Here is a 23,486-nt window from a genome sequence, read left to right on the forward strand (position 1 = left end):
TTCTCTTTACTTTGTGTCCGTTAAAGCGCGTGCTTCCTCCCACTTCTCATTCAGTCCGTCAAAGGCCTTCTGTAAATCCGGCGCGGCAATCAGCTCCTGGATATAGTCTCCGGAGGCAAAGGACAGCTTCGAGCGGTTGGCCATATCAATAAAGGTGTCCGTCTGTACGGTCGCCTCTACCAGCTCAGGCTGATAGGAGAGAAATTCACGGTATTGTTCCATGGAAGGCTCTGCGTTACCGTCCAGCGGAAGAAATCCTTCTGCGGTATAAGAGGTTTCATGGACCAGGAAGTCCACCCAGGCCATCGACAGCTCCTTGTTTCTGCTGAATTTGCTGACGCCGATGAACCAGTCGGGATTCAGAGATGCATAATGCTGCAGCCCGTTATCATAGGGAAACGGGAAAAAACCGATATCCTCCGGAGCCGCTCCGGCATCGAGGATCTGGCGGATCGTCCAGTTGCCGCTCAGGAACATCCCGGCCTCCCCTTTAGCCAGCTTGGTTTTGGAAATCTCCCAATTATTCGAGAACAGCTCATCCTCTGCATAACCGCGGGCGATGATGGTACGGGTAATTCCGAGTAAGCGGCCCCATTCATTATCAAGCTGCCAGGGAGCATTCTCATGAACCATATCGTTCAGGTAATCGGGATTCCCGGTCATGTAATTAACCATATTATTGCCCCATTCCCGCAGAGGCCAGACTGCACCGTAATTCATATAGATCGGCGTAATGTCCGCTTGCTTCAGCTTGGCGCAGATGGCGTAGAATTCATCCAGCGTCTGCGGAATTTCCGTGATGCCCGCCTGCTTGAACGCCTTTTTGTTGTAGACAATCCCGCTTGTCGTTGTCCCGGTAGACAAGCCGTATCTTCTGCCGTCATAGGCAGCAAAGGTAGTGAACCTCTCCCCCGCAGACATCTCCGCACTAAGCGGCTCAAAAAAATAATCCAGCTCCTTCGCCGGCAGATTGACCGGCAGCAGCAGCACATCACCGGCATCCTTGGTGGAGAGACGCACCATAATATCGGTCGCATAGTTGGATAAGCCTTCGAATTCTACGCTTGCTTCCGGATACTTCTTCATAAACTGGTCGGCATACCCCTGCATTGTACCGTTCTCAATAAGATCAATCCGGTTCGTCAGCATGAGAATGGTACCGGACAGGCTCTGCTGTTCATGGTCTGCTGCAGGCGTTGCCGGAACGGCCGGCTGGCTGCCGGAGTTGTCACAGCCCGCAGACAGCAGAAGCAGCACTAATAACATTGCACGCAGAGGCCGGTGTGCGTTCGTCTTTTTCAATCCGGTTGACTCCCTTCTGTCTCTGATTCACTGGCCGAGCGGTACGGGGGAAGCGGCAGCGAGAGGATAACATCCGTTCCCTCGCCTAGCTTACTGAACACCTCAATGCCATAAGCTGCCCCGTAGTTCAGCTGTAACCGCTGATGCACATTTTTCATGCCGATCCCCCCATTGATGCTTTTCTTCGGAGGCGATTCCCGTTTCAGATCATCGTTCAGCTTGTCCAGGGTCGCCTGCTCCATCCCGCAGCCGTCGTCGCGGATATGGAACAGCAGCTTCTGGCTGGTGATCTCGCAGCTGATGCTGAGATGCATATGCTCTTTACTGTCATCAAGCCCATGGTACGCGGCATTCTCAATAATCGGCTGGAACACCAGCTTGATGATCGAATAATGATCCAGCTCCTCAGGTACATCGATCTGCAGCACGAACCGTCCCGGATAACGGCAGCCCAGAAGCTCAACATAGTTGCGGACATATAACAGCTCCTGCTTCATCGTTGTCCGGCCTGACAATTCACTGGTGCTATACCGCAGCAGCTTGCCCAGAATTGAGATCATATCGGCAGCTTCTACGTCATCGTTAATCTCCGCCGTCATCCGGATGGACTCCAGTGTGTTATAGATGAAATGCGGGTTAATCTGGCTCTGCAGCGCATGCAGCTCCGCTTCCTTCTTCTGCTCCTCGATCCGGTATATATCCTGAATCAGCTGCCTGATGCGGGCCAGCATCCGGTTGAACTGATGGCCGAGCAGGCCAATCTCATCCCGGCGTTTCACACGGAAGTTAACATCCAGATCACCGCCCTGCACCCTTTTCATCAGCTGAATCATTTGTGTCAGCGGTTTGGTCAGCGCGAAGGACAGCACAATGGAAATGAACAAGGCCAGCACAATAATAATGAGTGTCGCCGCCAGGGTTGCGTTGCGGGTCAGCTTCACATCACGGGTTAATTCATCGACCGGAATGGAGATAATCACCTTCCAGCTCGTCTTGGAGGAGCTGGAATAAATATTCAGCCGCTCCTTGCCAGAGACTGTATCATAGAAGCTTCCGGCCGTGCCCTGAGCGCTGCGGAATAGCGGAGTCTGCGAGATATCCTTCGTCAGCAGCTTCTGGTCACTGTCATAAATGACCTTGCCCTTCTCGTCCACGATCAGCGATGTACCGCGGGTTACCCGGTCAAGCTCCGCTACCTGGGTCTCCATATTGCTGATATTAGCCTCCACCGCAATCAGTCCGACCGGATTCCAGAGACTGTCGACAATTTTGCGGACAACGGTATAAGCATAACGGGTGCTCTGCAGATTGGTAGTGTAGGCCTGTGTGCCGAATAGCAGCGCTTCACCGCTGGAATCCTTGGCCTGCTCGGTCCAGAAGGCGTAGCTCTGATCCAGATCAAGCCGCACGCCGCCATCCTTGGCAGAGTAATAACCGTTACCGTAGGCGTCAAAAATATAGACGGAGTTCGTCCCCCGCTTGATATTGTTAATGAAGGAGATGTTGCCCTCTATTCCCCTCTGGATAGACAGCAGCAGATCGAAATCACCCGGCGCTACCCCGGCGTTTCCAAGGTCCCCCTGGGTCATTTTCTTCTGTTCATAATACCGGTTGGACGCGATCAGATTCTGCTTGATATCGTTTACATAAGCCGGCATTGAGGAGATCCTTTTCATATCTTCTATGTAGTCATCGATCCCGTCCATCATTTGATCAATCAGCTTCTCTGAATAAGCGACGGTATTCGCTTGAATTGACTCGGAATAGCTCTTAAAGCTGATGATGCTGATAATAGAAAGAGGCAGCGTGATAATAACCAGAAAGACGAGCAGCAGCTTACGCTCCATGCCCATGTCCCTGATAAAAGACCACCTGCTGTGTTTGTGTTGATCCATCATTCGGTCTTCCCCTCATCAGCTTTACCTAACTTTTTACAATAAATCATAACATTTAACTAACAAAATCATTATACTTGTTAGCTTTAGCATACACAAGGAAAACTGCCTGCTGCTTCTATTAACTAGTAATGCCGCGGAAACATTAATAAATACCCTTTCACTTCTTACCGGGAAGTGAAAGGGCAGCAAAGTTAAAGCTCACGTGATTAGGATTGCGGTTCTATTCCCTGTAAATAATCATTAAAACAAACTAAATAATTGTCATGAAAGCGATTTATTATTATTTTATCAGCAGATTCTTTAATGAACAGGGGCTGTGTTTACATTTATATAACTGTATTTGTATTCCATTAAAAAAAGCTGTAAAAAACAAAGACTGCAACCCGCTAACGGGTACACAGTCTTGGAGTGGTGAAAGATACATGAATGGCAGTTACTTAATTGTCTGCTGCTGCATCAAAAACCGCAGCCCGCTTCGAGGTTGCTCTGATTCCGTCCGGCCCGTTGATGAGCGCATTTCCTTGTTCGGTGTAGCTGGTTCCTGCCCAGTCATTGGACATATCCAGATACTCCAGACCGGGGCCATTTCCTTTCCACGACCATCCGAGATACCCGACGCCTTTTTGCCGGGAATAGCTCATAATAGCCGCTTCATCGACATCACCATTCGTATGTCTGATTCCGAACTCACCGATAACCAGCGCCAAATTCTTGTTCAGCACATTATCAATATTAGTCTTAACCGTTGCCGCGTTCCCGCCTGCGTATTCATACATATGAATCGAGAACATCGTATTTTTCAGGGGATCCGCATTAAATACCTGTGTTCCATAATCAACTATGGATTGCGGATATTGCCCCCAGCCTGCTCCGTCAACCATAAGGGTATTCTGGATACCGGCATTTCTAAGCTTCGGTATTACAGCTGTATATCCTTTAGCCCAGTAAGCCCCATCCCACGTGCCGTACCACTCATTGGCGATGTTGAGGATAACCGTCTTTTCTTTACCGATAAGCGCGCTCTTCATTTCAATCCAATAATTCGCAATATTATTCAGAACAGTCTCGCTGTCCGAGCCGGTTCCATCATGGACTTCAAGGACGGCTACCAGTTTATTCTGTTCACACAAGGTAATCAGACTCTGGATAGCTGCCAGATTGTCTTTCGACCACTGCTGCCCATCGGAGAGAACAATTCTTACCGTATTTGCTCCTGTCCGCGCTATTGCAGGGATGGCAACGGCGTCCTGGCCTTTGTACCAGGTGTAAGCATGGTTAATTCCTCTCATCACAAACGGAGTTCCGTTAGACTCATACAAGGCCGTTCCTTGTATATAAAATCCCTTGTTAGCAGAAGTCGAAGCGGTGGTTACGCTCAAAACTGCGCTTGCCGGAGATACATTCCTTGCTGCGTCCTTCGCCTTGACTGTGAAACTGTATGCTGTATTGGCAGTCAAGCCGGTTACCGTATAGCTTGTGGTTGTACTCGTTCCAGCCAGAGCCGTTCCATTATAAATGTCGTACCCTGCTACTCCCGCGTTGTCTGTAGATGCTGTCCAGGTAAGGCTTACGCTGGTTTCCATTTTTGAGGAGCTCTTGAGATTTGTTGGTGCAGTTGGCGGAGTGGAGTCCGGGGTAGTTACGATCTGTGTAAATTTCCATCTCTGTTGTGCGTTCCCGTTATCTGTCCATTGCTGTACATTAGCTCCATCTGCAGATGAGCCTCCTTCTACATCCAGGGCTTTACCGCTGCTTTTAGATATTAACTTGTAATATCCGTTGCCTGCAGCAATAATGCTCCACTTCTGACTGGCTGCATTGTTGTCCGTCCACTGGCGGACATTGGCTCCGTCTGTATTTGCAGGGCCTGCGGCATCCAGCGCCTTGCCGCTGGATTCGGCGATCAATTTATAGGCCCCATCCCCCGCATCCATCACTTTCCACCTTTGCTGGGGGGTGCCATTATCTGTCCACTGCTGCACATTGGCTCCGTCTGCGGCTGCACCTCCAGCCACATCAAGGGCTTTGCCGCTATGACGGGCGGTAAGCTTATACACCGCTCCGGAAGTAATGCCGTTATCCACGGGGCCGCTATCCGAATACACCTCGAAATCCCAGAGGGAATACCCGTACTGGGTTGCCCGCTGCGTTCCATACATTCTCACATATCTGGCACTTCTGGGTTCAAATGAAATTTGATCAATCCCGCCGTCACCTGTTGTTGTCGAGTATACCGTACTCCAGCTGCTGTTATCTGTTGAGACCTGAATTTGATACGCCTTTGCGTAGGCAGCTTCCCAGTTTAGCCTAACCCCATTCACATTGTTTGCGCTTCCAAGATCAACGCTGATCCACTGCGGATCTGCATAATCAGAGGACCACCGGGTGGAAGAATTTCCGTCAACGGCCATATCCGGTGTTTTTGTTGAATCCTCGCTTGAGCTTGCAGCTGCGGTTGTGTTCCCTGCAAGGTTGGCCGTTGCACTTGCCTCCAAGGGCGGTACCACCCCAATAAGCAATCCGAACACCATAATTAATGACAACATTTTCTTCAAGCAACATCCCTCCCGTAATGGATAATCCCTGCATTAATTCCACTTTCGTTTGAATGGATTTAGACCCAGCCCCGTCCTCCTTTCTCGTAATGGATTCAGTAGCCCTCTAACGACTACAGAATATTGTTTTGTTAGCATAACTGTCAATGGTTTCAATAACATAATTATAACTTTCGGTTCTTTCCGCCTATTTATTTTGTTATCAAGATGAACATTCGCTTAATAGCAAATTATATACACAAACCCAATTTCTTCTTATAAAAAAGCAAAAAAATAATACATCTCCTCCTTATTATTTCGATTAACGGAAAATGAAGGACAACTTCTCCCCTTTTTCGCCGCTTATCCCGATACATGAAATTCAGCCCATTCCTTATGGGCGCTGTCATTGACGGGAAAGCAAATCCTTTCTATACACAAGAGCTGTAGTTTAAGACACTCATTTTGCAACATTTATATAAATATTAGATTTTTGTTAGTATGACTGGATTACATTTTTTCAGCATCCGGGACTTTGTACTCACCTTAGGAGTGTGGAATACGGAATTGCGTGCGGCGTATACCATGCGCTCAAAATAATCCTATTAGAGAAAAATCACCCTAACGGGTGAGTAACGTTTGCGGTCAGCACTTCCCGCAGGCTTCCTGCGGGTGCTTGGCCAAGACACCTCCAGTGACCCCGGCGCTGACTCCGGCTCTAGCTCTAGCTTTGGCTCTAGCTCCGGCTCCGGCGCTGGCGCTGGCTCCGCAAATATTAGTTGTATAAACGTATCTTAATTCAGAGGTTTTGGATGTTTTAAGGTAATTAGTTGTATAAACGTCATTTAATTTCACGCTTCCTCCCTACTGGGAGTGATTCCCGGCATATTAAGTGCTGTTTATCCAACTGTTGCCCGGCAAGGGCGCCTCCGTTCATAAGCAAGTTCCTTTCCACATTTCCGGAAACTCTACAATTTCCTTAACAATAAAAAGAGGCTGTCCCAGGCAGCCATTTCATGGCTTTCTGGGACAGCCCTTTATAGGAGATGCAGTCTCCGGACTACGGCTACTGCCGTGCCTGCAGAATTTCATCCACCCGCTCCTTCGCCCCCTGCCAGGAGGTCATCAGCGGGAAGGCATATTCCTCCCGGGCCCGCAGGTTCCAGGGATGCGGGATACAGAGCACCTTCTTCCCTGCCTGTACAGCGGGCAGCAAATTATGCGGACCGTCATCAATCAGCAGATCGAAGCCGATCAGATGCTTGCGCTTGCAGGTGAAGAAGTTCTCAGCCGGGATATACGGCATGTGCTTTTGCAGCCAGTTCCATTTCTCAAGCACTGTTTTGGGAACAGCGGCTGTAACAATAATGACATCATACGCGTTGTGAAGCTTCTCCATCTCTTCGGTCACATATTCATCGAACAGCTCCAGCTCCTCGTACAGACCGGGTCTGCCGAAGAAAAGGTCCATCGTGCTGTCCGGATGGCGAAGGTGGTCTGTGTTCCAGTCCATCATATCCTCGTAGCGGAGCGGATGCGTAGGAAACTCAATGTTGTTGTGGTATATCGCACGTTTGACGAGATGGCAGATGGTATCATCCATATCGACGGCGATGATCGGCTTATTCATTGATTCTCCTCCAGGGTTGCATAGTGATTACATTATAGGCATCCGGAGGGGACGTGTCCAGACTTGCCGGAAGCAGGACTATTCCTTAAGGTCTCCTCTGCGGGAGAATTCAAGGATTACGCACGAAAGCACGCGTCCCTATTAGGGTACCGCGTGCTTGTGTGTGAACTGCTTAATTAAGTATTTGAACCAGCTCTTGTTTATGTCCTGTTAACTCCGGGATCGTCCCCGGAACAGGTTAATCACAAACAGTACCGCAGCGACAAATAGCAGAAGGTGAATCAGATTGCCCATAACATCAAAGATAAAGCCGAACAGCCATACTACGACAACGAGTCCGATTAATCCCCACAGCATAAGCTTACCGCCTTTCTCCTCGAGGGGTGTTTCTCTCTTTTTACCCTTCTGGAAGGAGGTTCAAACGGCCGCTTAGCAGACCGGAGGCCGTGATCCTGTGCCCTACCGGCAGATGCCGCTCCGGCTGGTGCAATTCTCATGGCCCCGTAGCTTGCTTGAATAGCAGGCATGCTGCTACACTGTTTTAAATAATACAATTGTATTAAAAAGGAGATTAACCAAACGACATGATAAATTCTGCCCTTATCAAGAATTCCGCTTCCCGCAAATTGCGGAGCAAGCTGATGAAGCTATTGCTAATTCTTATATCCGCAGCTGTTCTTATTACAGGGTTGGGGTTCCTGTATGAAGCCATTGCCTCCGCATCCGCCAAAAAAGATTATCCTGCACCGGGGAAACTGGCGGATGCCGGAGGGTACAACCTGCATCTCCTGCAACAAGGAGCCGGAGCTCCCACTATTATTCTGGAAGCCGGAAGCGGGGAAACCAGCCTGTCGTGGAGAAATATTCCTGAACAGTTAGCCGAAACAGCTACCGTTGTCAGTTACGACCGGGCGGGATATGCCTGGAGTGAGCAGGCCGATACGGAACGCTCAGGCGCCAATATTGTCCGTGAACTACATAACGCACTTCAGAATGCAGGCATCCCCGGCCCTTACTTGCTGGTCGGACATTCCCTGGGCGGCATGTATGCCCGTCTCTTCACTCAGACCTACCCGGAGGAAGTAACCGGGCTGGTGCTTATTGATGCCAGACCCGAGAATGACGACCGGGAGACGAAGCCGATTCTGGAGGCCGAGAATTATGCCGGCAACCCGAGCGCTTCCATGCTTACCTTACTCAAGCGCTCGGGTGCGCTTCGACTGTTCCAGAACCAGCTGCTGGAGGGTCTGGTTGCGAAACAAGACCGCGGGCAATTCATTAACGTCATCTCTACACCAAGCTACTTTGCCGCCAAGGAGCAGGAAGCAGCGCTGGCAAGCTCTACCGAGGATGCTATCCGCGGACAGACCTTAGGCACACTTCCGGTGAAGATCATCGCCCGGGGAATGCCGCAGGATTACGCTGCTTTTGGGATGTCCGAAGAATCGGGCCGACGGCTGGAAGCCATCTGGCAGGCAGGACAGCGCAACATGCTGAACCTTTCTTCCAATAGTGAGCTTATCGTCGCCGGGAAGAGCGGACATATGGTGATTCACGATCAGCCGGAGCTGGTCGTCAGGGCAATTCTGAGTGTACTCGAAGAGAAGTCTTAACGCACCTCGAACCGCCCGAACTCAGCGTAGCCGTTCTCCGCCGCTGCGTTAACCGGACCGCAAGCTAGCGCGAACAGGCCGAACTTGGAACCTACCCAGGCTCCTTCGCCTTCCTTCAACCGGAAAGGAGCTCCCAAATCCGTGTAAGCTTCTCCGTCAAGACTGTACGCCAGGCGGCATTCAGCATCTTCCAAGACCGTAAGCTGAAGGTATACAGCGTCCGAGTCCAGCTTCACAAAATCATCCGTAAACGCACACTCCTGCTCCGCTTCTTCCTCCGGGCTTGCCGGCAGGCTCTCGAACCGGCCCAGGCATAGGCCGCCGTCTTCACCGGAGAACAGGCTTAAATGTACCGCTTTATGCCCAAGCACTACCAGGCCTGCGCGTTCAGACAATGCTCCGAAATGCGGTTTGATCTGTACCTGCGCCGTGAATGCAGGCGCAGCGAACTTCTGCATCAGGAGCTGCGGCGCATCGTATAACCGCTGCGCTCCGAGCGGCGCGCAGCGGAGCCGGAGCCCCGGACCCGGGTGGCCGGAGGCAAGCCAGCCGTCCTGCGGATTGGCCTGCCACTGCCACTGCAGCCCCGGACGCCCGTCCGCGAAATCATCGGAGGTCCGGGGAGCCGCCGGCAGCGCTGTCCCGGTGCCGGAAGACCCCGGCTTGCACCATTCGGATACCGGCACTCCGGTCAAACTTCCCGCAGACTGCTTCCCCATTACCGGCCAGCCGTCAATCCATTCTACAGGCTGCAGATGGACAATCCGTCCGTAAGCCCCCTTGTCCTGGAAATGCAGGAACCAGCTTTCTCCTTCCGGCGTCTCTACCCAGCCGCCCTGATGAGGGCCATTCACCAGCGTATCGCCCTGCTCCAGCACAATCTGGTCTTCGTAAGGGCCATAGATGGACCTGGAGCGGAAGGCAGCCTGCCAGCCGGTAGACACGCCGCCAGCAGGGGCAAGAATGTAATACCATCCGTCCCTCTTGTACATTTTGGGACCTTCCAGTGTCGGATGATCGACCGTTCCGTCAATAATCAGCCGGCCTTCATCCAGCAGCTCCCTGCCGTCCGGGCTCATTCCGCACACATGCAGAATATGCTTGATGCCGCTGCGGCTCTTCGCGAAGGCATGGACCAGGTAAGCCTGTCCATCCTCGTCCCAGAAGGGGCAAGGGTCAATCCAGCCTTTGGCTGCTTTGACCAGATGGGGTACAGTCCACTTCCCGAGCGGGTCCCCGGCCTGCGTCATGAAGATTCCTTCATCCGGCGTACCGAAGAAGATCCAGAACTTCCCGTCATGATGGCGCAGGCTGGGTGCCCATACGCCTTTACCGTGCTGAACCTGGTCATATCCCGGCAGATCCAGCCTGTCCAGCGCGTGATTGACGATCGTCCAGTTCACCAGGTCACGGGAATGCAGAATCGGCAGTCCCGGCATGTGGTTGAAGCTCGACGCTGTCATATAATAATCATCCCCGGCCCGGATCACATCCGGGTCGGAATAATCTGCATACAACACCGGATTGCGGTACCGGCCGTTGCCAAGGTCGGATACCCAGGGCGTATTAATTGTCTCCATTGAATAACTCCTTCAGCGCCGGACGCCTACCGCCCGGGCAGTTTATTGTGCCGCCTTCTCCTGTTCCAGCAGCGATGCCCATTGATCCAGCATTTCCTGTGCGGTCAGCTGCTTGGCCATTACCTTCTGGATCAGCGGTTCCACCGATTTCTGCACATTGGAATATCCCGCGAGATAGTATGGCACATCGGAGAACTTCGTCTCCTGGCTGTTCAGCAGATCGGAGGCCGATTTCATGTAAGGCACGCTCTGCACCCATTCATCGCCGGCAGCTTCTGTATTGGCAGGAATTTCGCCATAGAGCTTGCCGTATTTGCTGTTGATATCATGCGACAGGTAGAAGGTCATGAATTTCCAGACCGCATCCTTGTTCTTCGCCGATTTGCTCATCGTCAGCCCCAGCGGCATAAGGCCAGGGTGTTCGCGGTAGCCCTTCACGCTCTTTGGAAAAGGTACAGCTTCGAACTTCGTATAGTCACCGCCGAAGGCTTTCTCATGGGAGCTGGCCGAGCCTAAGTTATGCACAACGATTCCGGCTTTGCCGGACTGGAAGGTTGCAGCCAGTTCACTCCAGCCTTTATTGAGGTCATCCTCAGGTGTATAGACATTGTAAGAGCCCAGGTATTTCTCTACAAATTCAACATTAAGCGGGTCATTAATTGTTGCTTTGCCGTCTGCCGTGAAATAATCGGTAATGCCGGAGTAAGCATACATCAGCATTTCGAGCGTATTGGCACTGCCTGCGCCGCCGCGGATACTGAGCCCGTAACGGTCTTTCGATTTATCCGTCAGCTTGGCGGCAGCATCGAAGAATTGGTCCCAGGTATCGGGCAAGGTCAGTCCGGCTTCCTTGAACCAGTCCGGACGAACCCACAGATTCCAGGTTTGTGAGCTGTATGGCAGCGCATACAATTTACCTTCTGCCGTATCCAGCTTGCGGTTACTTGCAATCAGTTCCGGGTTGAGCAGGTCCTTGTCCGCCCACTGCTCATAATAGGTGTCCAGCGGCTCCAGCACCCCCCGGGCCAGCAGATCGGATTTGAAGTCATTCATCACATCCGGCGCCTGATCGGCAGAGATGGCCACGTTAACCTTTTGCTCATAAGCCGCGAGGTCTCCCGGTACGCCCAGATAATCCACGTCGATATCCGGATTCTCCTGCTCGAACTGCTTCACGATCTCTTCGAAGAAGGCATTGCGTTCTGTGGTTACAGCTGCAGCCCAGAAGCTGATTTTGGCTTTCTCTCCGCTTGCTGCTTTACCTGCCCCGTTATCCGCCGCTGCCGCGCTGTCCCCCCCGTTATTCCCGCCATTATTTCCGCCGCAGCCGGCCAGCAGCAGCAGCAATGCTGCCGATACTAGCGCCGTGCGTTTCGCTTTGTGTTTCCCCATCATTCTGTGATCCTCCCTAATTGAATTTCTTGTATATACCTCAAAGGACGAACCCGGCGTATTCTGCCTGGCCGTGTCCGTCCTTGCGATACCGGACACTAGCCTTTGACTGCGCCGCCCAGTCCTTCGACCAGATAACGCTGGATGAACATGAAGAGCAGCACGGGCGGAATCAGCCCGATAATACTGCCGGCCGCCAGCGACGCGTACTGGACGCTGAATTCGCCAACCATGAATTTGAGGCCGATCGGGATGGTGAAGCGGTCCGGCGTCGTAATGAACGAGAAGGCAACCAGGAATTCATTCCATACCCCGATGAAGGCGAATGCGCTTGTTGCTACTATTCCCGGCAGCACGATCGGCATAATTATCGCGAAGATAATCCGGAATCGTCCGGCTCCGTCGACCATCGCCGCTTCATCGATTTCCTTCGGTGTCGAGGAGATGAAGCCGCGCATCAGAATCGTGTTGAATGGAACCTGAAGCACGATATAGAACAAGATGAGCGCGTACGGCGTGTTGATCATCCCGAGATTCTTGAAGATCAGGAAGAGCGGAATGACAAACAGAATGACCGGCATCATCTGGGTCGCCAGCAGAACCAGCATGAAGGCCCCTTTGCCCTTGAACTTGAAGCGGCTCATGGCGTAGCCGTTCAATACGGACAACACCGTAATTGCCACTACAGACAATACAGACACGAACACACTGTTCATGAAATATTGCGAGAAATTGTTGTCATTCCACACATGTACGAAGTTCTCGAAGGTCGCCGGACTTGGAATGTACCGGACCGTGCCGCTAAGTACATCCCCCTCCCGCTTCAGCGAGGTGGAGATGGCCCACAGGAACGGAACCAGCACGAACACCAGTGTCAGAGCCAGCGGTATGTAGAACAGCAGCTTCGAACCCAGCTTGCGGTGCCATTTGCTATTCATCCTGCATCCCTCCTGACCGGTTCAGTCTGAGGTACAGGACAACGAAGATCATCAGGAACGCGAAGGTGACCACACCAATGGCGGAACCATAGCCATAGTTTCCTTCGAGGATGGAAGTCTTCATCATATAAATCGGCAGCGTGGTGGTCATATCCATCGGTCCGCCGTTCGTCATCGTAAAGATCATATCAATGGAGTTGAACTCCCAGATGGCACGCAGCAACGTTGCGAACACAATACTTTCCTTCAGGAAAGGCAGTGTGATGAAAAAGAGCTTCTTCACGCTCCCCGCACCGTCCACCTCACAGGATTCATAGACCTCGTGCGGAATGGTCTGCAGCGCCGCCAGCAGCGTGATGGCGAAGAACGGAATGCCGCGCCACAGCTCGGCGACAATCACAGAACCAAAGACGGTATGAATATTGGCCAGCCAGGCGACCGGCTCGGAGATCACGCCCAGCTTCATCAGGATATCGTTAATGATTCCTATATGCTGGTTGAACATCAGCGACCATAGCATGGTGGTCAGTACACCGGACACCGCCCAGGGAACAAGCACCAGGGAACGGACCAGACCGCGCAGCCTGAACGCCTGGTTCAGCAGCAGCGCAACCACGAGTCCGAATACGAGCTGCAGCACTACTTCTATCAGCACCCATTTCACCGTGATCCACAGTGAAGAGTAGAACATATCGTCCTGCGTGAATATATTCTTGAAGTTCTCGAGTCCGATGTAACCCGCTTTCTGCAGCCGGGTGAAATCATAGCTCTGCACACTGAGGTCGAACACCCTGAAGATCGGGAAGACCAGAAGTCCAGCGATCAGCAGGACTGTCGGTGCGATCAGCAGGTAGGGAAACCAGCGGTCGCCCATTTTTTTGCGGGAAGATTTAGATTTGACGGACATTGTCTTGCCGCCGGTTGATTGGGATAATTCCATAACAGCACCTCCACGCTTATCTTAAACCAGCGCGTGAACATGCTGAATACACTATCTTTCGAAGATTGTTTGTTTTCATTAACTCATTTGTTTGCTCTATTAATGCTGCTGGTCCCTGCGGTACTCCGAAGGCGATTTGCCGTAATGCTTCTTGAACAGCACGCTGAAGTACTGGGGATTGCGGTAGCCCACCTGCTCCGACACTTCATAGGATTTCGCATCTGTGGTAGACAGCAGCTCCGCTGCCTTGTCTATACGCAATTGAATGAGGTACTCGCTTAAGTTCATGCCTTTATATTTCTTGAAGAGCGTGCTGGCGTACGCGGATGAAATATGGACATGGTCCGCGATGGCGGTCAGGTTCAGCTCCTCCTCATGAAAATGCATCCGCATATACTGCTCCATCTCCTTCAGCAGCGTATGATGCGAATTCTGCGAATGGCGGATCTCACCGCTGACGAATACACCGGCCCCGCCGATGATCGGCTTCAGCTGGGCAGCGTTCAGAGCCTCGCTGTAGGAGATTGCGATGCGCTCAATCCCTTCCCGGCAGCTGCCCAGACCAATACTGACCTGAAGCTTCAGACAGTTCTCCAGCGTCCGGCGGATCTTCTCCAGATGTTCAGTCAGGTGTTCCGCAGTGCCTTCACGGCCTGCCGGAGCAGGCAGGTTAAAGAGCAGGTTGACCCGGTTGTTATAGACTGCCGAATACCGGTAAGGAAATGGCTCAGACACAAGCTCCGAGCAGATATTGTGGATCGAGAAGAGCAGCAGCTCCGCATTATCCCCTTCTCCGGAGCGGGCGAAGCGGCGGTTGTCCTCCGGCTGAATCACCGCTACCCGGAAGCAGGCCTCCGGCGCAGCTATGCCGAGATTGTCCAGTTCCTGCCGCGCCCACTCCGGGTTGGCACAGCCCTCGAACAGCTCTGCGAAGAACTTGTTCTGGATCAGCGCCTGGCTCTTCCGGGCTGTCTCGGCCCCCCTCTTCTCGGCCAGCAGCGTGCTGGCGGCAGAAGCAACCGCATTTAGAATCACTTCATTATCCTCATATTTCAGAATGTAATCGGCCGCCTGCAGCCGCAGCGCCTGCTTGGCATACGAGAAGTCATCGTAGCCGGTCAGGAAGACGACCTTGGTTCCCGGATAGTCTGCGTTAATTCGTTCAGCCAGCTGCAGCCCGTCCAGAAAAGGCATCTGGATATCAGTCAGCACCAGATCCGGCCGCAGCTCCTCCATCCGCTTCAGCGCTTCTTCCCCGTCAGCGGCTGTGCCGGCTACCTCAATGCCGGCCTGCTCCCAGCGGATATTACGCCGCAGGCCTTCCCGGATCCACATATCATCATCCACAATAAGCAGTTTAATCATGGGAATCTCCTTTCTTCTGCACCCGGGGCAGCTGTACCGTGACCCGGGTAAACTTCATCTCTTCGCTGTCCAGGACAAGGCCATAGACCGGCCCGTATTGCAGCACCAGCCGGCGGTGGGCGTTCCACAGCCCGAAGCTCAGCGCATTGTCGCCTGTGCTGTCCGCCTGCAGTGAACTGCGCAGCTGCGCAAGCCGCTCAGGGCTCATGCCTTGTCCGTTATCGTAAATCTCCAGCACTGCGGCAGCTTCATCTGCATACCCCGTTATCGTCACCATTCCTTTGCCGCGCTTGTTCTTGATGCCGTGATAGACGGCATTCTCCACGATAGGCTGCAGCGTCAGCTTCGGGATGCGCAGCGGCAGCAGCTCTTCATCCACTTGGATGGTATAATCGAAATCCTGGTTATACCGGATGTTCAGAATCAGCAGGTAGCTGCGCACATGCTCGATCTCTTCCGCAACAGTAATCAGCTCGGCGCCTTTGCTGATGCCGATGCGGAAATACCGGGTCAGCGCTCCCACCATCACAGAGGCCCGCTCCCGCTCCTCCAGATCAATGAGATGCTTGATTGAACCGAGCGTATTGTACAGGAAATGCGGCTGAATCTGCGCCTGCAGCGCCCGCATTTCGGCCTTACGCTTCTGCTCCTGCTCCTCGCGCACCTCATTCAGCAGCTGCTCCACCGAAGCGGAGAGCCGGGTCAGTCCGGTGGCCAGGACGCCGATTTCATTGCGCTGGTCAATCTGGAAGCTGACACTGAAATCCCCGCGCTCGAACCGCTTCACCTGCTTGGACAGGTAACGGATCGGATTGCTCAGATTGCGCGCTGCCAGCGTCGCGGCTGCCAGGGCCAGCACGAGGATAACCAGCGTGACCGCCAGAACGATCCATTGGATGCGCGACGCGCCTGCGAGGATATCCTTCTCCGGCACAATAGCGGCCAGCACCCAGCCGTTCAGCGGCAGTGTCTGATAGGCAATATCCAGCTTCTGGCCTGCTGTACTGTCCACAGCAAGGCTGCCGTTACCGCCTGCCAGCTGCCGCAATTCTGCAATAGTATCCGGCTTCACCCCATAATCCTTCTTCAGGGATTTGGAGAACAGCTCCCCGTCCGGGCTGATCAGTGCCAGCGCGCCGTTCGGGCTGATCTGTACATTCTGCATAATCTCCAGGAAGTAGCTTTCACGCAGATTGATCAGCACAATTCCGCTGGAGGAGGAAGTCGGCGTGCCGATCATTTTGAAGCTGCTGAGCACCCGCCTGTCCTCCACCGTATCGAAGATGGCATCCTTGTGGCTGTTCAGCCAGTAGTAGCCTTTATCTGAATGGTTGTACCGTTCCTGCCACGCCGGAAGATCGATCGAGACGCTCCGGGGCACGTATTCCTGCTGGAGGTTGAAAGAACGGCCGTTGTTGAAGGCAACATAGATGGAATCGACCATGGCATTATAGGAGTGGTATACGCTTTCAAGACGGTTATGAAGTTCAATAATGTCATTGAATTTCTGGGGAGTGTCACCCTGATCGTTCACGGACAACAGATTGCGCAGCGAGGTGGTATCCTCCAGATTAACCAGCTGTTCGAAGATCGTCAGAAATTTATCGTCCAGGAACAAGGCGGTCTGATAGGTTGTATCGGCCAGCGAATACAGCGAGTTCTTGCGGAGCTGATCACTGGCGGACCAGTAGGAGAACGAGCCTGTTGCAATAACCGACAGAATCATGACCGGCAGGAAGGTAATCAGCAATTTGGTCTGTATGGGCTTATCGAGAAAATAACGTTTCATGGACTCTTCCTCTCCCCTGTCTCGCAGCACAGCGGATGTTTTTGCCTGCTGACGCAGATGTAAGGGCTTTAATAAAGACTGAGTCTAGCACAGAACCGGGCATTTGGAAACATAACTTATCACCTGATTACACGGGGAAGCAGGAACGCGCAAGCTCTTGCGCCAGCAGGAAGCGAAGCGTCCGCGGCACTATTCGGAGTGTTTAAAAGCCGAACAAACAGGAGCTTACCGTTATTTCCCTGTAATGGCAATTGTGCTAACCCTGGGATGCATGTACAATATACGAAGCTATCGATTGCAGCCCGGACAGGAGAATGCGGATGAAGAAAAGAAGAAGCAAATGGCTGGGCAGCCAAAGTGTATTGCTGACCTGGACCTTATCTTATATGGCCGTTCTGCTGCTTCCGGTCATTCTGAGTTCTATCGTTTACTTTCAGTCCAGCAAGATGCTCGCTGACGAGATTCATCTGGCGAACAACTCCTTGCTTAAGCAGCTGCGGGAGAATATGGATAAACAGCTGGAAGCGGTCAACCGGCTCAACTTCGAGCTGAATTGGAATACCAAGTTCAGGGAACTGGTCGATCAGCACAAGTACTCCATTTTCCCGGAAGATTATATGTATGATCTGTACGACGCGACCAAGGATATGTCCTTATATCAATCGGCTTATGCCGAAACCGGCCTGTTCTATATCTATCTGGCCTCACGGGATACGATTCTGCTCCCCGGCGTTTACCGGAATACGAGATTCGCCTATGCGGAGCATAACGCCTCCGGCAACTTAAGCTATGAAGCATGGTTAGATATCCTCCGCCAGAACAAATTCAAGGGCTATGTACCGATGAACCGTACAACCGAGAACGGCACTTCCGTGAGAGCGCTCGCATATATCAGCACCTATGACTACGAGGACGGCAAGCCGTCCGGAGCCAATGTGATCATGATCGACAACGACAAAATATTATCCTCCCTCATGAATATTGAAGCGTTCAGCAAAGGGCATGTGCTCATCACAGACTCCGACAACCAGGTGCTGGTATCCAGCTCCAATACAGATCTTCCGGCACAATTGCCCTTCGGCAAGCTGACCGGTGACAGCGGAATGTTCCTCTGGGAATTCGGCGGGGAGCGGTATGAAGTCTTCTCGATCCAGTCTAATGAATCCAATCTCCGCTATATTTCCATGATTCCTAGTGAAGTCTATTGGCAAAAGGCCGAGCTGGTCCGCAGGCTGACGCTGCTGAGTATCATGGCCAGCCTGCTGGGAGGCGGGTTCTTGACTTATATTTTCCTGAGGAAAAACTATAATCCGATCCAGCGGATTGTACGTGCCTTCAGCAGCAAGACAGCCATCCGGGAGAAAGGCTCCAATGAATTCCTGTTTATCCAGCAGGCTGTGGACAGTACGCTGAGTGAACTGGACCATATGCTGCTGGAGAGGAAGCGGCAGAATTATTCGCTGCGTTCCAATTACATCCTGCGGCTGCTCAAGGGCAGGCTGGACGATGAGCTTCCTTTGGCCGAAGCCTTAAGCGCCTTCGATATTCAGCTCCTCTCCGGGGATTGTGCGATTCTTCTATTCTACCTGGAGGATCTCGATGTCTTCCTGGAGCGTGTCCAGGGCAAAACCGCCGCCCAGAAGCTGCAGCTGCTGCATTTCATTGTGAATAATGTAATTGAAGAGCTGGTCAACGTTAAGCACAGGGGCTATATGGCCGAAACGGATGATGCCATGCCTTGTCTGGTCAGCCTGTCTCCTGTCTCATCGGATGAGCACAATAGCGATCTGCTGCAGGTGGCCCGTTCCGCTCAAGAGTTTCTTGCACAGACGTATAATATCTACCTTACAGTGTCGGTCAGCCGGGTTCATCACGGTATTGATCAGATTCATCAGGCTTATCAGGAGGCATTGGATGCCATGGAATATAAGCTGGTGATGGGCAAACAGGAGATTCTGTCCTATGAAGAGATTGAGCGGAACAACATCCGTCCCGATACGGATTCCGGTTACTTCTATCCCCTTCAGCTGGAGCAGCAGTTAATCAATTATGTCAAAGTGGGCGATTTCCAGTCTGCCGTAACCTCCTTGGACGATATCCTGCAGATGAACCTGTCGAAGCACCCGGTGAAGGTACCTTTAGCCCGCTGCCTTATGCTCGACCTGGTGGGAACTTTGATCAAGAGCATCGGTGAACTCGGACCCGCGCAGGATAATATCCTGCTGCAGAATCCGAAGCGCATTGACAGGCTCTCTTCTGCAGAGACGTTAGCTGAAATGCAGGAGCAGCTGAAGTCCATGCTTAAGGAAGCCTGTGAATATGCCGGGGCCAGACGGCTGCAGAATGTTCAGGAGAACCGTCACCGCGCCTTGAATGATTTAATCAGCGGGGTATCTGCATTTATAGACGAACATTTCACGGATCCGGGCTTGAACGTCTCCCTGCTGGGGCAGCATTTTGATATGAAGCCTACTTATCTGTCGAAGCTGTTCAAGGAGCAATCGGGGGAAGGGCTTCTGGATACGATCAACAAGCGGCGGATTGACTGGTCCAAGCAATTGATTCAGCAGCAGCGGCTGACGATCAACGAAGCGGCCGAGAAGTCAGGCTTCAATGATGTTGGGACCTTTATCCGCACCTTCAAGAAGATCGAAGGAATTACACCCGGCAAATACAAAGAAACCATCGAAGATTAACAATGCCCTGCCCGTCACCCCACCGTGGCGGCCGGGCTTTTTTGTTGCGCAGCAAGGGCTTAAGCCGCTCCCGCAGAGCAATCGCCTATCGTTTTGTGCATTTTGCCGATACCCGCAGCGGCTTTTTCAATTACATTGGATGTACTGCACATATACACCAAACCGGGGCGGACCGTATAGTTAGGGCATGAACCCGGCAGCACAGCAGGTTCTTACAACTACTAATGGAATCATTTGAGGAGGTTAACAGGAATGAGGAGAACAAGCAGAAAAATAATGTTTTCGCTCATGGCATCTCTGCTGGCAGGCAGCACGCTGGCAGGATGCTCGGAGAACAAGGCAGGGAACAATTCCCCATCCGGCTCAGACACAGCATCAGAATCAGCAGCGGTATACCCGATGCAAACGGACACTGCACTCACTTATTGGGGAGCATTACCTAATAATCTGACGGGAGTAAAATCAGCGCATGCGGAGGTTCCCTTTTACCAGGAATGGCAGAAACGTACTGGGGTTACAGTAGATTTCACCGCCCCTCCGGCTAACCAGATCGACGAATCCTTCAACGTGATGCTCGCCTCCGGTGAATTGCCTGATATGCTGGAGTACAACTTCTTCAACTTCCCGGGCGGTCCGGAAAAAGCAATCAAGGACGGATACATCTTGGAGCTGAATGACCTGATCGACAAATACGCCCCGAACTACAAGAAATATCTCCAGGAGCATCCCGAGGTTGAGAAAATGGTCAAGACAGACAAAGGAAGCTATTACTCGTTTCCTTTCATCCGCGGGGATGAATCGCTGCTTACCTTCCAGGGGCCGGTGATCCGCAAGGATTGGCTGGATGAGCTGGGTCTGCCCGTACCTGAAACCATCGATGAATGGACCACTGCTTTGAAAGCGTTTAAAGAGAAAAAAGGGGCTGCTGCACCGATCTCCTTCGTCGCCAAACCGCGTGTATTCAATGAACTGGGCAATGGCGCTTTCATCGGGGCGTTTGGCGTTACCCGCGACTTCTATCTGGAGGACGGGAAGGTTAAATTCGGTCCGGCAGAACCTGGTTATAAAGACTTCCTGAGCTTATTCCGGGGATGGTATGCGGACGGACTGCTGGATAAAGATGTGGCCACCGTCGATTCCAAGGTGATGGATGCCAATATTACTTCGGGCCAGACCGGGGCAACCTGGGCCAATGCTGGCGGCGGTATCGGGAAATGGCAGCCGATCCTTAAGGGAGCCGATCCGCAGGCTTCCATTGTCGCGGCTCCTTATCCGGTGCTGGAGAAGGGCACTTCACCAAAGTTCGGCCAACGGGATTATGCCTTCTCCACCGGCGGGATGGTAGCGATCTCGGCGACGTCCAAGAATGCGGAGCTGGCGGTCAAGCTGCTTGATTATGGCTACAGCGAAGAAGGCAATAAGCTGTTTAACTTCGGAACAGAGGGTGTCAGCTACACGATGGAAGACGGTTATCCGAAATTCACGGATCTGCTGATGAGCAATCCCGACAAGCTGGCCCCTGCACAAGCCATGTCTCTATATATCCGTGGCAATACGATGGGTCCCTTTGTCTCCGATAAACGGGTCTCCGAACAGTACCTGAACCTGCCGGAGCAGCAGGCCGCGATACCTATCTGGCAGAAGACGGACATGGCCAAATACCAGATTCCGCTGGTAACTCCAACTCCGGAGGAAAGCGCTGAATATGCCAACATCATGGCGGATGTGAACACGCTGGTCGATGAAATGACACTGAAGATTATCCTTGGAACGGAGCCGCTTGAGGCTTATGACAAGTATCTGGAGAAGCTGAATTCCGTCAAGCTCCCGCGTGCCATTGAGATTAAACAGGCCGCACTGGAGCGGTACTTGAAGCGCTAAATTACAGTCAAGCCGGGAGCAGATCGTTGATCGGCTGAAGAGCTGCTCCCGTAAGGAGGAATAGAGAAACCATGTCCAAATTAGCTCCTATGACCGGCGTTCAAACTTCTGTTAACAACAGCTTTAAGCACCGTTTCCTCCGGGATTTCAAGCTGAACAGACTGCTGTATATCATGATGATTCCGGTCATCCTCTACTATGTCGTATTCCATTATGCACCGATGTATGGCGCGATTATTGCCTTCAAGGATTTCTCGCCGATGAAAGGGATTCTAGGCAGTGACTGGGTAGGACTCCAGCACTTCAGGGATTTCTTCTCCAGCTATTATTTCTGGCGGATTCTGAGTAATACCGTGATTATCAGCGTGTATTCGATTCTGTTCATGTTTCCGGCCCCGATCCTTCTGGCTCTGCTGATCAATGAAGTGAGAAATCAGAGCTTCAAACGGATAGTCCAGACCTTCTCGTATATGCCCTACTTCATTTCACTCGTCGTCATTTGCGGGATGATTACCGATTTCACCAACAGCAACGGGGTTATTAATACACTATTCTCCTGGCTCGGGTATGACGGAACCGCTATGCTGCAGAAGCCCGGCCTGTTCCGCCCGGTCTATATCCTGTCCGAAATCTGGCAAAAGATCGGCTGGGAATCGATTATTTACATTGCCGCCTTGGCCGGTATTGACCAGGAGCAGTATGAAGCCGCCCGGATTGACGGTGCCAGCCGTCTGAAGCAGATGCTGCACATTACCCTGCCGGGAATTCTGCCTACGATCACCATCATGTTCATCCTGCGGATGGGCAATATGCTGAATGTCGGCTTCGAGAAAATCATTCTGCTCTACAATCCTGTAACCTATGAAACAGCTGACGTCATTTCTTCCTTTGTGTACAGAAAAGGCTTGCTGGAATTCGGCTGGAGCTATAGTTCAGCAGTCGGCTTGTTTAACTCGGTTGTGAATCTCATTCTATTGATCTCGGCCAATTACATCAGCCGCAGAGTTAATAAAACCAGCCTTTGGTAGGAGGAAACCGTTATGCATGCCGACACCGGCCTGAGAAATAAAATCTTTGATTACACCATTAACACCGTGCTGATTCTACTTGTTATCGTAACGTTATATCCGCTTCTATATGTACTGTTCGCCTCCTTCAGCGATTCCGCGGAGCTGGTTGCGAACAAGGGATTCTTGTGGAAGCCGCTGGGCTTCAGTCTCGAAGCTTACAAGAGCGTGTTCAGCAATCCCGGCATTATCAAGGGTTACGGCAATACACTGTTCATTCTGGTCTTCGGTGTCACCCTTAACATGCTGCTGACCGCAATAGCAGCCTATGTGCTGTCCAGAAGAAATGTAATGTGGAACAGCGCCTTCACCCTGCTGATCGTGTTCACAATGTTCTTCCACGGCGGCCTGATTCCGATGTACCTGATCGTCAAGGGTGTCGGATTGATTGATTCCATCTGGGCAACCATCATACCGTTCGCTGTCAGCACCTTTAACCTGATTATCATGCGCACCGCATTCTCGGCGATTCCCGAGAGCCTGGAGGAATCGGCCAAGATCGACGGCGCTAACCATTTGACGATCCTGTTCCGGATCGTATTGCCTTTGTCCAAGCCGGTTATAGCCGTAATGGTGCTCTATTATGCCGTCGAGAAATGGAATGCGTGGTTCTATGCATCCATCTTTCTGAGGGACAGAGACCTGTTCCCGCTGCAGCTGATACTCCGGGAGATCCTGATCGCCAATTCGACAGACAGCATGTCGGCAGGAGCAAGCTCGGCGGATCAGTTCATGATCGGAGAAACGATTAAATACGCCACCATTATTGTAGCAACGGTGCCCATCCTGTGTGTGTATCCCTTCGTCCAGAAGTATTTCGAGAAGGGTGTAATGATTGGTGCGGTGAAGGGGTAGTCTCAG

Annotated in this window: 16 protein-coding genes; 5 read left to right on the plus strand and 11 right to left on the minus strand. The window is 52.1% G+C overall.

Annotated features, from left to right (window positions below):
- Nucleotides 1-6: 6 nt before the first annotated feature.
- The 5 genes from NSU01_RS25180 to NSU01_RS25200 form a co-directional block, all read right to left on the minus strand.
- Complete coding sequence (locus NSU01_RS25180; RefSeq protein ID WP_256703887.1) at nucleotides 7-1,302, minus strand: ABC transporter substrate-binding protein; 1,296 nt, start codon at nucleotides 1,300-1,302, stop codon at nucleotides 7-9.
- Nucleotides 1,299-3,200: a sensor histidine kinase gene (locus NSU01_RS25185; protein ID WP_076244503.1), complete on the minus strand. Its 1,902-nt coding sequence runs from the start codon at nucleotides 3,198-3,200 to the stop codon at nucleotides 1,299-1,301. Before NSU01_RS25185 ends, NSU01_RS25180 begins: the two co-directional genes overlap by 4 nt.
- Nucleotides 3,201-3,637: 437 nt before the next feature.
- Nucleotides 3,638-5,755, minus strand: coding sequence for a cellulase family glycosylhydrolase (locus NSU01_RS25190; protein ID WP_076244501.1), 2,118 nt, complete (start codon nucleotides 5,753-5,755; stop codon nucleotides 3,638-3,640).
- Nucleotides 5,756-6,800: 1,045 nt separating this feature from the next.
- Nucleotides 6,801-7,364 carry a 5'-nucleotidase gene (locus NSU01_RS25195; protein WP_042138991.1) on the minus strand — a complete coding sequence of 188 codons (564 nt, stop codon included), beginning with the start codon at nucleotides 7,362-7,364 and terminating at the stop codon, nucleotides 6,801-6,803.
- A 210-nt stretch (nucleotides 7,365-7,574) separates the two neighbouring features.
- The gene (locus NSU01_RS25200) at nucleotides 7,575-7,721 is read right to left on the minus strand and encodes a lmo0937 family membrane protein (protein ID WP_144026097.1); all 147 of its coding nucleotides are present in this window, start codon (nucleotides 7,719-7,721) and stop codon (nucleotides 7,575-7,577) included.
- 284 nt (nucleotides 7,722-8,005) lie between these two features.
- Between NSU01_RS25200 and NSU01_RS25205 the strand changes: the two genes are divergently transcribed.
- Nucleotides 8,006-8,977, plus strand: a complete 972-nt coding sequence (locus tag NSU01_RS25205) for an alpha/beta hydrolase (protein ID WP_076244667.1) — start codon at nucleotides 8,006-8,008, stop codon at nucleotides 8,975-8,977.
- Here NSU01_RS25205 and NSU01_RS25210 read toward each other — a convergent pair.
- The 6 genes from NSU01_RS25210 to NSU01_RS25235 form a co-directional block, all read right to left on the minus strand.
- Nucleotides 8,974-10,557: a glycoside hydrolase 43 family protein gene (locus NSU01_RS25210; RefSeq protein WP_076244499.1), complete on the minus strand. Its 1,584-nt coding sequence runs from the start codon at nucleotides 10,555-10,557 to the stop codon at nucleotides 8,974-8,976. The two genes, NSU01_RS25205 and NSU01_RS25210, sit on opposite strands and share 4 nt — an antisense overlap.
- 42 nt (nucleotides 10,558-10,599) lie before the next feature.
- Complete coding sequence (locus NSU01_RS25215) at nucleotides 10,600-11,952, minus strand: sugar ABC transporter substrate-binding protein (protein WP_083705550.1); 1,353 nt, start codon at nucleotides 11,950-11,952, stop codon at nucleotides 10,600-10,602.
- A gap of 95 nt (nucleotides 11,953-12,047) precedes the next feature.
- Nucleotides 12,048-12,887: a carbohydrate ABC transporter permease gene (locus NSU01_RS25220; RefSeq protein ID WP_042138993.1), complete on the minus strand. Its 840-nt coding sequence runs from the start codon at nucleotides 12,885-12,887 to the stop codon at nucleotides 12,048-12,050.
- Entirely contained in the window at nucleotides 12,880-13,827 is a 948-nt protein-coding gene (locus NSU01_RS25225) for a sugar ABC transporter permease (protein ID WP_042138994.1), read from the minus strand. Before NSU01_RS25225 ends, NSU01_RS25220 begins: the two co-directional genes overlap by 8 nt.
- A 99-nt stretch (nucleotides 13,828-13,926) precedes the next feature.
- Nucleotides 13,927-15,192 (minus strand): response regulator, encoded by a 1,266-nt coding sequence (locus NSU01_RS25230; protein ID WP_076244496.1) that lies wholly within the window; start codon nucleotides 15,190-15,192, stop codon nucleotides 13,927-13,929.
- On the minus strand, nucleotides 15,185-16,981 hold the full coding sequence (locus tag NSU01_RS25235) for a sensor histidine kinase (protein WP_076244494.1): 1,797 nt from the start codon (nucleotides 16,979-16,981) through the stop codon (nucleotides 15,185-15,187). Before NSU01_RS25235 ends, NSU01_RS25230 begins: the two co-directional genes overlap by 8 nt.
- 320 nt (nucleotides 16,982-17,301) lie before the next feature.
- Here NSU01_RS25235 and NSU01_RS25240 point away from each other — a divergent pair, with 320 nt between their 5' ends.
- The 4 genes from NSU01_RS25240 (at nucleotide 17,302) to NSU01_RS25255 (ending at nucleotide 23,480) form a co-directional block, all read left to right on the plus strand.
- Entirely contained in the window at nucleotides 17,302-19,677 is a 2,376-nt protein-coding gene (locus tag NSU01_RS25240; protein ID WP_076244492.1) for a helix-turn-helix domain-containing protein, read from the plus strand.
- A gap of 252 nt (nucleotides 19,678-19,929) precedes the next feature.
- Nucleotides 19,930-21,558 (plus strand): extracellular solute-binding protein, encoded by a 1,629-nt coding sequence (locus tag NSU01_RS25245; protein ID WP_076244490.1) that lies wholly within the window; start codon nucleotides 19,930-19,932, stop codon nucleotides 21,556-21,558.
- A gap of 89 nt (nucleotides 21,559-21,647) precedes the next feature.
- Entirely contained in the window at nucleotides 21,648-22,586 is a 939-nt protein-coding gene (locus NSU01_RS25250; protein ID WP_042141450.1) for an ABC transporter permease subunit, read from the plus strand.
- A gap of 12 nt (nucleotides 22,587-22,598) precedes the next feature.
- Nucleotides 22,599-23,480 carry a carbohydrate ABC transporter permease gene (locus NSU01_RS25255; RefSeq protein ID WP_039297582.1) on the plus strand — a complete coding sequence of 294 codons (882 nt, stop codon included), beginning with the start codon at nucleotides 22,599-22,601 and terminating at the stop codon, nucleotides 23,478-23,480.
- The last annotated feature ends 6 nt before the right edge of the window (nucleotides 23,481-23,486 follow it).

This window comes from Paenibacillus sp. FSL H8-0259, from assembly GCF_037963255.1.
GTDB classification, from domain to species: domain Bacteria; phylum Bacillota; class Bacilli; order Paenibacillales; family Paenibacillaceae; genus Paenibacillus_AQ; species Paenibacillus_AQ phytohabitans.

Coding starts and splice junctions, on each gene's coding strand:
- NSU01_RS25200 (WP_144026097.1), bottom strand. CDS start 7,721: ATGCTGTGGGGATTAATCGGACTCGTTGTCGTAGTATGGCTGTTCGGC.
- NSU01_RS25220 (WP_042138993.1), bottom strand. CDS start 12,887: ATGAATAGCAAATGGCACCGCAAGCTGGGTTCGAAGCTGCTGTTCTAC.
- NSU01_RS25215 (WP_083705550.1), bottom strand. CDS start 11,952: ATGATGGGGAAACACAAAGCGAAACGCACGGCGCTAGTATCGGCAGCA.
- NSU01_RS25245 (WP_076244490.1), top strand. CDS start 19,930: ATGAGGAGAACAAGCAGAAAAATAATGTTTTCGCTCATGGCATCTCTG.
- NSU01_RS25205 (WP_076244667.1), top strand. CDS start 8,006: ATGAAGCTATTGCTAATTCTTATATCCGCAGCTGTTCTTATTACAGGG.
- NSU01_RS25230 (WP_076244496.1), bottom strand. CDS start 15,192: ATGATTAAACTGCTTATTGTGGATGATGATATGTGGATCCGGGAAGGC.
- NSU01_RS25255 (WP_039297582.1), top strand. CDS start 22,599: ATGCATGCCGACACCGGCCTGAGAAATAAAATCTTTGATTACACCATT.
- NSU01_RS25210 (WP_076244499.1), bottom strand. CDS start 10,557: ATGGAGACAATTAATACGCCCTGGGTATCCGACCTTGGCAACGGCCGG.
- NSU01_RS25250 (WP_042141450.1), top strand. CDS start 21,648: ATGACCGGCGTTCAAACTTCTGTTAACAACAGCTTTAAGCACCGTTTC.
- NSU01_RS25240 (WP_076244492.1), top strand. CDS start 17,302: ATGAAGAAAAGAAGAAGCAAATGGCTGGGCAGCCAAAGTGTATTGCTG.
- NSU01_RS25185 (WP_076244503.1), bottom strand. CDS start 3,200: ATGATGGATCAACACAAACACAGCAGGTGGTCTTTTATCAGGGACATG.
- NSU01_RS25195 (WP_042138991.1), bottom strand. CDS start 7,364: ATGAATAAGCCGATCATCGCCGTCGATATGGATGATACCATCTGCCAT.
- NSU01_RS25225 (WP_042138994.1), bottom strand. CDS start 13,827: ATGGAATTATCCCAATCAACCGGCGGCAAGACAATGTCCGTCAAATCT.
- NSU01_RS25235 (WP_076244494.1), bottom strand. CDS start 16,981: ATGAAACGTTATTTTCTCGATAAGCCCATACAGACCAAATTGCTGATT.